The sequence below is a fragment of the Rickettsia sp. TH2014 genome (assembly GCF_019249195.1).
GTDB lineage: Bacteria > Pseudomonadota > Alphaproteobacteria > Rickettsiales > Rickettsiaceae > Rickettsia > Rickettsia felis.
Window position 1 is genome coordinate 1 of record NZ_MXAX01000302.1, and the last position, 11,622, is coordinate 11,622.

The following is an 11,622-nucleotide window of genomic DNA, read 5'->3' on the forward strand; positions in this document are numbered from 1 at the left end:
ATAATTTTTATAATGTCTGTAAGATTAAATCTTGACTCCTACAGCCGCTAACATTCAAAATCTTATCCACATCATACTGATAATCTTTATGTAGTACTTCCCAATTTGTGATATGTTGTAACGCACGAGATTTTGCCTCTTGTTCACTTTTTGCTACAACAAAAATATTTTTATGAAGCTCTGTAAATTTTTTGCTATCATATCCTCCCAAATTAATAAAATATAACTTGGCTTGATTATTATTAGGTTCAAAGTCAACAATTTCAATGCTATATCCATCAGCCCAAGTCAGTACGCCCTAGGCATCTAAATGCAAACTTTCTAGAGAACCTCACCAACTTTTTTTAAATAATTATAAGTATCCTCAATAGTTTCGGCTATAACTAATCTAATATCATGCAATTCTATTAAAGCCCCGCTACAAGAACCCCCTATGTAAATAACAAATAAGTTTTTCATTACACACCGTGGCGTTCTGCAATTAAACTTTTTATTTTACCGATAGCTTTAGCAGGATTTAAGCCTTTCGGACAGGTCTTAGTACAATTCATAATCGTATGGCAACGATAAAGCTTGAACGGATCTTCTAAATCTTCAAGACGTTCGCCGGTATGATCATCCCTTGAATCGGCAATCCATCGATAAGCCTGCAATAAAATCGCAGGACCCAAATATTTATCACCGTTCCACCAATAGCTAGGACAGGAAGTAGAACAGCAAGCACATAATATACACTCATATAAACCGTCAAGCTTTTCTCTGTCTTTAATCGACTGTAACCTTTCAGAGTTTGAAGGGGTAGGGCTATCTGTTTTGAGCCAAGGTTCTATGGATTCGTATTGTGCATAAAAATGTGACATATCAGGTACTAAGTCTTTCACTACTTTCATATGAGGAAGCGGATAGATTTTGATATCGCCTGATACCTCTTCTATCGGTTTTATGCAAGCTAAAGTATTTGTACCGTCAATATTCATGGAACAACTACCGCAAATTCCCTCTCGACAAGAACGCCTGAACGTTAGAGTCGAATCGATTTCGTTTTTGATTTTAATTAAAGCATCTAAAACCATTGGTCCGGTTTTGCTTAAATCTATCTCAAAACTATCGATAGTAGGATTCTCATCAAGATCAGGGTCATACCTATAAATCTTTACCTTTTTAGGTTTAAGCATTTCCTCTTGTTCTTTATGCTCTTTTCCTTTTTTTACTACTGAATTTAGCAATAATCTTAACTCTGCCATTTAAGTACTCTCTTAAAATTTATTTTTAGGACTATATAAAATAATTAGCTAATTCACAATTTTTCATACCATTAACAAAATCTTTGATTTTTAATTTTAGTTGAATGTTATTACCGGGATGTTTAATTGAATCTTTAGGGATTGTTTTACTTAAAGAGCCACCCCCCCTTTTCGTTGAATTACAATATAATTACCTATTATAATATTACCCTTATTTGTAAAAATAATATCATAATTTAGAGCTTTTAGAACATCTTTCATTACATATATACGCATTAGTTTTTCTTCTCTCGGATATAAACTAATAACTCTCTTGCAGTTTCATTTGAGAATGACCATTTAACCATTTCTTTTGCAATAGGCTGAAAAATTAATAACACTCTTTCTTGTTCTTCAAATGGAATTAAATTTGACTTAATATTGCTCGATTTGTTAATTATCAAATTTTGTAGATAATCTAAACAATTTAAGTTAAATGTTTTGCAAAAATTATTTATAGATGCTCTTGTAAGTTGATTATAGGCTATTGCCTGCTTATATGCCTTAATACTAACATCTATGTTATAACCGCAGCTAAAATTCATTTTAACATCAGATTTTTCTGCATATATTCCTGTGCTGATAGCATGTGAAAAATTGCCTTCTATTTTAAAAACATCTCTAATCTTATCTATTATACCAATATGTTCACTGATACTATTTTTAAAAAGAGTTTCTACATTTTTACCTATATATGCGTTTCCATTATCCATTAAACTGCTATTATTGAGTCATATATATTTGCTATTATTTGTGGAATTACTGAATTACATAGCTGCCTATAACCCTTTAATCCATCTGCAACATAATGATCTTAGGGAAAACCCATTAAATATTTACATTCATTGACTGATAATCTTCTTATCTTGTCATTTATATAATAAAGACCGGTTCTAGCACCAACACCCGCCACCAAAAGCTGATAGAGTTATTGAATGACCGAAAGGGTTGTAAATCCTTTCACCTTGACAGCCTTTATTAACTTGACCGATCAAGCCTCTTGCCTGAAATACTAAAAGACTGGCAAGGAAAACCGGCGCATAAAATATCATGTTTAGGGATTTTGTTTGCTGATATTTCAGTAATATCACTATGCGGTTTATCACCAAAATTTCTTTTATATGCTTCTTGTACGTCTTTGTCTATATCGGAAGAAAAAACACATTCAAGCCCCTTTGTTTCCAAGGCTTTTCTAAAGCCACCGATGCCGCAAAATAAATCTATAAATTTATACACATAAATTATACTATTAAACTTAGGAAGCGGGATTTTCTTTTTTAGCCTTAGCTGTTTTTGTTTTCTCAGGTGATTTTTCTTTATCTATTTTTATAGTAGATGAATCATTAAAAGGAAACTTATTTTCCTCTTCTGAATCTAAAGCTCTGCCGCTAAGTAAATTTTTAATTTGCTGACCGGATAATGTCTCATATTCAATCAAAGCATTAGCCAGTGTATGAAGTTGATCTATATGTTTTGTTAGAATATCTTTTGCAAATTCATATCCTTGCGTAATAATTCTTTTAACTTCGGCATCGATTAACTCTGCAGTAGCTTCCGAGGTTTCATTACTCGGTTGTCTACCATACATATCATCGTCGCTTGAACCATGGAATATCGGTCCTATTAAATCACTTAAACCGGCTTTTGTAACCATTGCTCTTGCAATATTAGTTGCACCTTTTATATCCGATGAAGCTCCTGAGGTAACTTTATTTCTACCGAAAATAATTTCCTCTGCTACTCTTCCTGCCATATAAACTGCTATAGATGATTCCATCTGTTCACGATTCTGAGAATATTCATCAGTTTCAGGAAGTCTTTGTACCATTCCAAGAGCATTACCACGCGGTATAATTGTAGCCTTATGAATAGGCGATGCTGCAGGACAATAAAGCCCGACTAACGCATGCCCCCCTTCATGATACGCAGTTAATCTTTTTTCTTTCTCCGACATTGCAATAGAACGACGCGCAACTCCCATCAGCACCTTATCTTTCGCCTCTTCCATGTCGTGCATATCTACTTCTTTCTTACCAAGCCTTGCAGCGATAAGAGCAGCCTCATTAACTAAGTTAGCAAGTTCAGCACCGGAAAAGCCCGGGGTACCACGAGCAATAATTCGTGCTAGTACCGTACTATTATATTTAATTTTCTTTAAATGTACTTTTAGAATTTGTTCACGACCGTTTATATCAGGGTTTGCAACGGCAATTTGACGATCAAACCTACCGGGACGTAGCAATGCACGGTCAAGAACATCAGGGCGGTTTGTAGCTGCAATAATCACGACCCCTTCATTTGCTTCAAAGCCGTCCATTTCGACTAACATTTGATTTAAGGTTTGCTCACGTTCATCATTGCCGCCGCCCATACCGATACCTCTATGGCGACCTACCGCATCAATTTCATCGATAAAGATAATGCAAGGAGCATTACGTTTACCCTGTTCAAACATGTCACGCACACGGCTTGCACCGACACCCACAAACATTTCAACAAAATCAGAGCCGGATATGCTAAAAAACGGAACATTAGCCTCGCCTGCAATTGCTTTAGCAAGAAGAGTCTTTCCTGTTCCAGGAGGCCCTATAAGTAAGCAGCCTTTCGGTATTTTACCCCCAAGCTTTTGGAACTTGCTTGGATCTCTTAAAAAATCTACTATTTCAGTTAATTCTTCTTTTGCTTCATCGATACCCGCTACATCTTTAAAGGTAATTTTTGGTCCTTTATCTGATAGTAACCTAGCTTTCGATTTTCCAAACCCCATGGCTTTCCCGCCTCCATGCATTTGACGCATGAAAAAAACCCAAACACCTATCAATAAAAGCATAGGAAGCCAAGAAATTAAAAAGCCTAAAAAGGTGTTCATTCTTGTTTCAAGAGGTACTACTTCAATATTAACGTCATTACTAGTAAGACGGTTTACTAAATCAGGATAATCAGGAGCATAAGTGTTAAAAGTAGAGCCATCATTTGAAGCGCCTTCAATTACTCTACCTTGAATTTTTACCGAATTAACGGTCTTTTCATCAACTCGTGTTAAAAAATCCGAGAAAGTTATATTATTTCTTCCACCAAGTAAACCGTCAGATTGGAAAACATTAAAAAGTAATATTACGAAAACAAAAAGTGCTGCCCAAGCTAAAATACTTCTACCTTGATTATTCATCGATATAAAACCTAATAAAAATTTTTATCGGTATTAAATTATAGTACCGAACAGTTTTTGTCTGATGTCATTCCTGCAAAAGCGGGAATCCAGTTAAATAAAAAACCTTTAAAATCAAAATTTTCTATTGGATCCCCGCTTTCGCGGGGGTGGCATCGCATAGGCTTTTAAAAAACTGTCCGGTAATAGGGTATTAAATACCGGTGTTAGCAAAAATGGGTGAAACGAGATACAAAATTTGGAGCAAAAGATACTTCAAAGTTCCACATGTCGTTATCATAATATGATATATGTGGTATTGCTATAACTTTTTCAAGTATTTTAATGATAGGTAAGGTAAATAAAATTGCATTGTGGTTTTTGCAGGATAGATTTTTCAAAGGCTCTAGATCTAATTGTTTCTTTATCATTTTATAATCTTCTAACGATAGATGAGTTACAAAACAATTTGGAGTTTCTTGATTTCTTGTGATGCAAAATCTATTATCCCAAATAACGGATTTATCCAATAATATTTTATTTTCAGGTAATTTTTTGCCGAATTCCCTGTATATAAGTAACTCGTTTTGTATGCGATTAATTACACAGCCATGAAGGGTATTCTTAAAGTTTACATCTTGAGTAATTAATTTTAAAATAGGTTCTACCGAATAAAAACGAGCTGCTCTAGATTGTCCGCTAATTATTATCAGTAAAAAATTAATTATTTGTACTTTCACCTCATTTGAAAACTTATCAAATTTAACTAAATCAAGAAAAGTAAAACCATATTCAAAAATTTTGACTGCTTCGGCTATTGCTGATATTAACTCCGGTTTAAATTTATTATCTAGTAAATCATTAATTTTAAGCTGTTGTAAGATTATATCGGCTTTAATATAATCTTCGCCTTTAGCTAATTTTTGCCTAATAATATTTCGTTTATATTTATCAGATGAATTTGACTCATCTTCAAACCACTTTATATTATGACTGACTAAATACTTTACTAATTCACTTTTTGGAATATTATATAACGGTCTAATTATTTGTATATTATTATACCAATTAATATTACTGCTACTAAGTCCAAATATACCGCTATTACGTTCTAATCTTAAACAAAAATTTTCTACGTAATCATCTTCATGGTGAGCAGTTAAAAGTACTAATATATCGAGTTCTAGACATAGATTTGTCATCAAATCATAGCGTCCTTCTCTTGCTCTTTCTTGTAAATTGGAAAAATTATTTTGGTGATCAAAAGTTAAACTATAATGTTTACGATTTAGACTATTACTGATATTTTGGATATAATGGGTCTCTTGCTTCGACTGTTCCCGTAAGTTATGATCAACCGATATAACAGATAATTCTATATTATTTTTTTCTGCCCAAATATTAGCGAGATAAAGAAGTGCTACCGAATCGCTCCCACCGGAGACTGCGACCGCTATTTTAGATAAACCAAAATTACCTATTAGATTATTGATATTATACTCAAATTTTTCATATAGCATAGTTGAAAAATATTAGTATTGTAAAGTGTTCGGATATTGTGGTCAAACGTAGTAGTATGTCATTCCTGCGAAAGCAGGAATCCAGAAAAAAAGTATAAATACAGCAAATTTTTGAAATTAAAAGCTCGATTTATGCTGGATTCCCACTTACGCGGGAATGACATCGAGTAGATTTTTCGATCCATGCAACAACACCGAAACGAAGCGACGTGGCAATCCAGAAAAATAATTAAAAAAATTCTGTAAATCAGAATTTTTAACTAGATTGCCACAGGAACGATGTTCGCTCGCAATGACGATAGAAAAAATTTACGCTGACTCAGCTAAATCTTCTGAAGTTTCAGTCTTTTGTTCGCGTAAATAATCTTGTGCTTCTGATTCTGATCTTGCAACAATAACTGTAACTATAGCATTAAGCTCCGCATGGAGTCTTATTTCAACTGTATAAATTCCGGTAGATTTAATTTGTTTATCAAGAATAATATTTGAATGAGAGATATTATAAGATACATTCTCAGATAATTTATCGGCTATTTCTTTGTTAGTAACCGAACCGAAAAGTTTACCGTCATCTGATGTTTGGCGGATAAAAACTAATTTTTGATCTTTAATAAGAGTATTAATTTTTTCTACTTCTTCTCTTATTTGCTTATCTTTTGCTTCAAATTCGTGTTTTTGTTTCACTATTAGCTCTTTATTAGGCTCAGTAGCTCTAATCGCTAATTTTTGTGGTAAAAGATAATTACGACCAAATCCGTCTGCTACTTTGAGCATGTCTCCAATTTTACCTAATTTTCTTACGGGTTTTATTAATATAATTTCCATGTATTATGCCTTTATTTAGCTTGAAATACAAAAGGTAATAACGCTAAAATTCTTGCAATTTTAATAGCATTATTTAGCTTTCTTTGTTTCTTTGCACAAACATTTGTGATCCTGCTTGGTAGCATTCTACCTCCTTCAGAGACAAATTTTATTAAAAGCTCAGGATTTTTATAATCAATAACAGGTGCATTAGGCACAGAAAGAGGGCATCCTTTACGTCTTCTAAAAAACACTTTTTTAGCAGTTTTATCTCCTACCTTGCGAGTAGCTGTTTCACTAGCATTATTACTTTTTAACATTCTTTAACCTTAATTCTTACAAATTGAATTATTAATCGTTACATCAATTACCGGAGTATTCTCTGTACTCTGATTTTTTAATATCGGTGAAGGTTCACTATTAATTGAATCTGCTTTAATTGTAAGAAATCTAATGACATTTTCGTTAAGCTTCATTTTTCTTTCTAGCTCTTCTTTTACATTACCAGTAATATCTAGACCTAAAAAATAATAATGTCCTTTTTTGTTATTACCGATTTTGTAAGCTAAAATTCTTAACCCCCAATATTCTTTTTTTACGATAGTGCCATTATTATCTTTGATAATTTTAGCAAAATCATCAACGATTTTATCTATATCGTTTAATGATACGTCTTGGCGTATAATAAAAACTGATTCATAAAAGCTCATGATATATAAAAATCTCCAACAGACAAACTTTAAAATAAAGCTATTTATAGCAACTAAAACTATTAAATTCAAGTATTATCTTTAAAAAATTATTATTTCTTTGTTTCTTTTTATAAAAAGTTTGCTATAAACCCTAATAAATCAGAAAATTATTACAAAAATTTTTAATTATTTACTGAATATTAATGGAGATTAATTCAGTGTTTGATAAGCTATTACCTGAAGTTTTAATTATAGAAAAAAAGAATAAAAAGCGTTAATATTTCTTTAAGTAATGACATAGAGAGAGTGGGATTTAATATAATTAGGGCTCCAACTCTAGAAAAAGCATTAACTTATTTCTTTAGTCAGCCGCTTGCTATCATGATTATTAGTGCAGAATTACAAGAAAATCCTTTAATAACAATAAATAACGTTAGAAAAATTAATAAATTTTCTAAAATTCCTATAATATTTTTATTACCAAACAAGCAATTAAATTTAACAGAAGTAGACGATAACGTACTATTTTTTTATAAGCCCTTTTGATCTGAGCAAATAGTAAGTACTTTAAAGAGCTTATTGAGGTGTTCTAAGTCAGTTTTACAAGATAATATTATTAAATTTAAGAATATAAATATTGATTTAAAATACTGAAAAAGTATACAAAGACGGACTGAATATTCGCCTAAGTCCTACTGAGTTTAAAATTTTGCGACTTTTTTTCAGTTTCCAAATGAAGTGTTTTCGCGTCAAGAAATAATAAAATATTTATGGGAAAGTGAAGAGGCTTTTAATGAACGTCTTATAGGTGTTCATATAAATAGAATTAGAGAGGCCTTAGGGAAAGACAATTTAATTATTAAGACAGTTCGTTTTATCGGTTATTGTTTAAATAAAGATAGCGACTAGGATTTTGTTGTCAAATTTTCTTTGTATTTGTGCATTAAGTATGTTAATATCTATTAATTATATTTATGTATACTATAATATAATAAGATTTTATTCGTTGCTAATTTATATATTTTATAACTAAAAACTGTAAATTTTATGTTAAGTAAACTAAATAAGCCTGCTTTATTTGCTTTAATATTTTATCCTATTTTTATTATATCTCTTGTAGTTAAATATTCGTTTGATTATGGGGTAGAACTAACTGAAGTTATTTTTATAATTGCTAGTTATTATATTAATAATATTACCGTTGGGATTGGTTTGCATAGGTTATGGTCTCATAATGCATATAAAATAAATAAATATGCCGAGTTTGTCTTAATTATGCTGTCTGCAGGAACATTACAAGGACCGGCTTTATCTTGGGCATCGAATCATTATAAACATCATAGATATACGGATCAAGACCAAGATCCGCATACTCCTTTAAAATTTGACAATAAATTTTTAGGCTTTATGTGGTCTCATATAGGATGGATGCTAGTCGGAAGCGGTAGCTATAAGTCTATTGATCGCATTACTTGGGCTAAGCACCGGAAAAACAATTTATTAAAATGGCAGCTAAAATATTATTGGCAAATAGCAGCTTTTATGAATATTGTCGTGCCTTTATTTATCGGTTACTTAGTCGGAGGTACTATATTATCGGCATATGCAGGATTTTTATTTATGGGACTCGGTAGATTCCTACAGCAGCAAGCAACCTTCTGTGTTAATTCTTTATGCCACTTTGCCGGTAGTAAACAATATTACAAAGGTACCGCTGGAGATATTTGGTGGATGGCTCTATTTTTACTAGGTGAAAATTGGCATAATTACCATCATGCTTTTCCTTCAGATTATCGTAACGGTGCAAAATGGTATCATTTTGACGTTCACAAATGGATAATATTTTTAATGAGTAAAATAGGTTTAGCTTCAGAACTTGAACGTACTACAAAAGTACGTATACAGGCAAAAATGCAAGAAACTTTAAGCTATCTTAGTGAAAAACAAAAGCAAAAATTGACTTTAATGCAAACTAAAATAGATCATTTATTAGAAAATCTATGCTTAAAAATTAAAGAGCTTGAAGAATCATCTATTACTATTAAAGAACAATTTAAGAAATCTTTTGTAGAAATACAAGAATCACTTAAAAATTTAGCAGAGCAAGTAAGTTCTGCAACGCAAATAACAGAAAAACCTTCGGAAAAATTACTAAAAATAGTTAATAAAAAAATTATTGATGCCGAACAATCTATTTATAAGCTGTATAATCAATTAAATACCTTAAAGATATCTAATTAAGCATTATTAAATAAAGATAAATATCGTCATTGCGAGCCGGCATTGTTGCATGGATATGAGTTGTCATTGCGAGCAGTCGTAGACTGCATGGCAATCTCGTTAAATATCCTGAGATTGCCACGTCGTTGCTAACGCAACTCCTCGCAATGACGGGAACGGTCTACGCAACAATGACGATTTGGTATCCACGCGGGTAGCACTACTTTTTTAGCCAATACCGGTTTCAATTTGAATGATAAAAATTTTAGGTATAGAATCAAGCTGTGACGATACAGCTGTTTCTATAATCACCGAAAATCGAGAAATCCTATCTAATATAATTATTTCACAAAATACAGAACATGCAGTTTTTGGAGGGGTCGTACCTGAAATTGCTGCACGTTCTCACTTATCGAATCTAGATAAAGCATTAAGAAATGTTTTAAAAGAGAGCAGCACTAAATTAACGGAAATTAGTGCAATTGCCGCAACTTCCGGTCCAGGCTTAATCGGCGGTGTTATAGTCGGTTCAATGTTTGCAAGGTCGCTAAGCAGTGCTTTAAACAAACCATTTATTGCAATTAATCATTTAGAAGGCCATGCTTTAACCGCAAGGCTAACCGATAGTACCCCTTATCCTTATTTACTCTTGTTAGCTTCGGGAGGACATTGCCAATTTGTAGCGGTCCTAGGGCTTGGAAAATATAAAATATTAGGATCTACTATAGATGATGCCGTAGGCGAAGCCTTTGACAAAGTAGCAAAAATGCTAAACTTAGCCTTTCCTGGAGGACCTGAAATTGAGAAAAGAGCAACACTTGGCAATCCTCATAAATATAAATTTCCAAAACCTATAATTAACAGCGGTAATTGCAATATGTCCTTTTCAGGGCTTAAAACTGCCGTACGTACTTTAATAAAGAGTTTAAAGGAACTTAATGACGCTGTAATTAATGATATAGCGGCAAGTTTTCAGTTCACCATAGGAGAAATTCTAAGTAGTAAGGTACAGGATGCTATTATAGCATATGAACGAGTTGTAAATGATTATTACGAGAATATAGATTATACTACACAGCTAAATTTAAAAAGCTTCAGACAAAATGAATTTAAGGAAGAGCCTGCGGAGCGTACAAAAGTACATGAGCACAGGCTCTACCCGCAAAATCCGCTTGGATCAAGCTTTTTAAATGACGTTATAGTTATTGCCGGTGGGGTTGCTGCTAATAAATATTTACAAGAAATATTAAGTAATTGTGCTAAAACATATGGTTATCAGCTTATTTATCCACCTATCCGTTTATGTACCGATAATGCTGCAATAATTGCATATGCAGGACTTGAGCGTTACAATAATAAGTTATTTACTCCTTTGAATTTCTGTCCAAAAGCCAGATGGAGTTTAGAGGATATCAGCAAATAAATTTTAATATTGACACTTCTTAATTTAGTAGTATGATATGTAATTACCATGAAACATGGTAATTATCTATATAAAAAAGAGGTAAGTTTATGGGCAATAACAATTATGAAAATATATACAAAGCATTTAATTGTTTTTCAGAAGCAACCAATTCTGCCTATTCAGCCGTAAATAATTTTTTAGAACTACCTAATGTATTTAATAAATATCCTACTGTTATTTCTTTAATTTTTTCTAAAACAGCAAAATTAGGCTCTAATATAACCAATATAATTAAAAACAGTGTTATTATATATGAGATATCAACAACCTTAATAGGTTCCATAAATAGTTTTTATAAAGATAAAAACTAGTCGATAAAATATTAAAAGACGGACAAAATGCTATTGATAAGCTTATTGAAACAACAACTTACTTATCGCCAATAGTTACAGATATTACAAATTCTTACTTAGTTGATCCGTATAAAGAAGAAAAAGCACTATTATTTGTAGAAGTCAAGATTTAATCTTACAGACATTATAAAAATTAT

Annotated in this window: 15 protein-coding genes and 1 pseudogene; 5 read left to right on the forward strand and 11 right to left on the reverse strand. The window is 32.1% G+C overall.

The genetic code is table 11. From position 1 onward, the window contains the following. Positions 1 to 7: 7 nt before the first annotated feature. From KYQ89_RS06855 to rpsF, 11 genes are all read right to left on the reverse strand, one after another. The gene (locus KYQ89_RS06855; RefSeq protein WP_218460965.1) at positions 8 to 211 is read right to left on the reverse strand and encodes a DUF1543 domain-containing protein; all 204 of its coding nucleotides are present in this window, start codon (positions 209 to 211) and stop codon (positions 8 to 10) included. Between the two features lie 110 nt (positions 212 to 321). Next, positions 322 to 459, reverse strand: coding sequence for a DUF1543 domain-containing protein (locus KYQ89_RS06860; protein ID WP_218460966.1), 138 nt, complete (start codon positions 457 to 459; stop codon positions 322 to 324). Next, on the reverse strand, positions 459 to 1,244 hold the full coding sequence (locus tag KYQ89_RS06865; protein ID WP_218460967.1) for a succinate dehydrogenase iron-sulfur subunit: 786 nt from the start codon (positions 1,242 to 1,244) through the stop codon (positions 459 to 461). The genes KYQ89_RS06860 and KYQ89_RS06865 overlap by 1 nt, the downstream gene beginning before the upstream one ends. Before the next feature lie 150 nt (positions 1,245 to 1,394). After that, complete coding sequence (locus tag KYQ89_RS08075; RefSeq protein ID WP_256621589.1) at positions 1,395 to 1,520, reverse strand: hypothetical protein; 126 nt, start codon at positions 1,518 to 1,520, stop codon at positions 1,395 to 1,397. Continuing rightward, the gene (locus tag KYQ89_RS06870; protein ID WP_218460968.1) at positions 1,520 to 1,996 is read right to left on the reverse strand and encodes a hypothetical protein; all 477 of its coding nucleotides are present in this window, start codon (positions 1,994 to 1,996) and stop codon (positions 1,520 to 1,522) included. Before KYQ89_RS06870 ends, KYQ89_RS08075 begins: the two co-directional genes overlap by 1 nt. A gap of 265 nt (positions 1,997 to 2,261) precedes the next feature. After that, positions 2,262 to 2,519, reverse strand: coding sequence for a DNA (cytosine-5-)-methyltransferase (gene dcm, locus KYQ89_RS06875; protein WP_218460969.1), 258 nt, complete (start codon positions 2,517 to 2,519; stop codon positions 2,262 to 2,264). 19 nt (positions 2,520 to 2,538) lie between these two features. Next, the gene (gene ftsH / locus KYQ89_RS06880) at positions 2,539 to 4,452 is read right to left on the reverse strand and encodes an ATP-dependent zinc metalloprotease FtsH (RefSeq protein WP_218460970.1); all 1,914 of its coding nucleotides are present in this window, start codon (positions 4,450 to 4,452) and stop codon (positions 2,539 to 2,541) included. Between the two features lie 206 nt (positions 4,453 to 4,658). Then, positions 4,659 to 5,951 carry a tRNA lysidine(34) synthetase TilS gene (gene tilS / locus KYQ89_RS06885; protein WP_218460971.1) on the reverse strand — a complete coding sequence of 431 codons (1,293 nt, stop codon included), beginning with the start codon at positions 5,949 to 5,951 and terminating at the stop codon, positions 4,659 to 4,661. A gap of 309 nt (positions 5,952 to 6,260) precedes the next feature. Next, the gene (gene rplI, locus KYQ89_RS06890; protein ID WP_218460972.1) at positions 6,261 to 6,776 is read right to left on the reverse strand and encodes a 50S ribosomal protein L9; all 516 of its coding nucleotides are present in this window, start codon (positions 6,774 to 6,776) and stop codon (positions 6,261 to 6,263) included. Between the two features lie 11 nt (positions 6,777 to 6,787). Next, positions 6,788 to 7,075 (reverse strand): 30S ribosomal protein S18, encoded by a 288-nt coding sequence (gene rpsR, locus KYQ89_RS06895; RefSeq protein WP_010420625.1) that lies wholly within the window; start codon positions 7,073 to 7,075, stop codon positions 6,788 to 6,790. 9 nt (positions 7,076 to 7,084) lie between these two features. Beyond that, positions 7,085 to 7,465, reverse strand: coding sequence for a 30S ribosomal protein S6 (gene rpsF / locus KYQ89_RS06900; RefSeq protein WP_218460973.1), 381 nt, complete (start codon positions 7,463 to 7,465; stop codon positions 7,085 to 7,087). A gap of 288 nt (positions 7,466 to 7,753) precedes the next feature. On the opposite strand from rpsF, the gene KYQ89_RS06905 reads away from it, so the two are divergent. The 5 genes and pseudogenes from KYQ89_RS06905 to KYQ89_RS06925 all read left to right on the forward strand — a co-directional run. Beyond that, positions 7,754 to 7,993, forward strand: a complete 240-nt coding sequence (locus KYQ89_RS06905; protein ID WP_218460976.1) for a hypothetical protein — start codon at positions 7,754 to 7,756, stop codon at positions 7,991 to 7,993. A gap of 192 nt (positions 7,994 to 8,185) precedes the next feature. Next, the gene (locus KYQ89_RS08080; RefSeq protein WP_371920426.1) at positions 8,186 to 8,356 is read left to right on the forward strand and encodes a winged helix-turn-helix domain-containing protein; all 171 of its coding nucleotides are present in this window, start codon (positions 8,186 to 8,188) and stop codon (positions 8,354 to 8,356) included. A gap of 138 nt (positions 8,357 to 8,494) precedes the next feature. Next, on the forward strand, positions 8,495 to 9,688 hold the full coding sequence (locus tag KYQ89_RS06915) for a fatty acid desaturase (RefSeq protein WP_218460974.1): 1,194 nt from the start codon (positions 8,495 to 8,497) through the stop codon (positions 9,686 to 9,688). A 232-nt stretch (positions 9,689 to 9,920) separates the two neighbouring features. After that, on the forward strand, positions 9,921 to 11,090 hold the full coding sequence (gene tsaD, locus KYQ89_RS06920) for a tRNA (adenosine(37)-N6)-threonylcarbamoyltransferase complex transferase subunit TsaD (RefSeq protein ID WP_218460975.1): 1,170 nt from the start codon (positions 9,921 to 9,923) through the stop codon (positions 11,088 to 11,090). Positions 11,091 to 11,179: 89 nt separating this feature from the next. Next, positions 11,180 to 11,580 (forward strand): annotated as a pseudogene (locus tag KYQ89_RS06925) (DUF5424 family protein); the annotation flags it as partial. Positions 11,581 to 11,622 lie beyond the last annotated feature (42 nt).

Coding starts and splice junctions, on each gene's coding strand:
- tilS (WP_218460971.1), bottom strand. CDS start 5,951: ATGCTATATGAAAAATTTGAGTATAATATCAATAATCTAATAGGTAAT.
- KYQ89_RS06915 (WP_218460974.1), top strand. CDS start 8,495: ATGTTAAGTAAACTAAATAAGCCTGCTTTATTTGCTTTAATATTTTAT.
- KYQ89_RS06870 (WP_218460968.1), bottom strand. CDS start 1,996: ATGGATAATGGAAACGCATATATAGGTAAAAATGTAGAAACTCTTTTT.
- KYQ89_RS06860 (WP_218460966.1), bottom strand. CDS start 459: ATGAAAAACTTATTTGTTATTTACATAGGGGGTTCTTGTAGCGGGGCT.
- KYQ89_RS08075 (WP_256621589.1), bottom strand. CDS start 1,520: ATGCGTATATATGTAATGAAAGATGTTCTAAAAGCTCTAAATTATGAT.
- tsaD (WP_218460975.1), top strand. CDS start 9,921: ATGATAAAAATTTTAGGTATAGAATCAAGCTGTGACGATACAGCTGTT.
- rplI (WP_218460972.1), bottom strand. CDS start 6,776: ATGGAAATTATATTAATAAAACCCGTAAGAAAATTAGGTAAAATTGGA.
- KYQ89_RS06865 (WP_218460967.1), bottom strand. CDS start 1,244: ATGGCAGAGTTAAGATTATTGCTAAATTCAGTAGTAAAAAAAGGAAAA.
- rpsR (WP_010420625.1), bottom strand. CDS start 7,075: ATGTTAAAAAGTAATAATGCTAGTGAAACAGCTACTCGCAAGGTAGGA.
- ftsH (WP_218460970.1), bottom strand. CDS start 4,452: ATGAATAATCAAGGTAGAAGTATTTTAGCTTGGGCAGCACTTTTTGTT.
- rpsF (WP_218460973.1), bottom strand. CDS start 7,465: ATGAGCTTTTATGAATCAGTTTTTATTATACGCCAAGACGTATCATTA.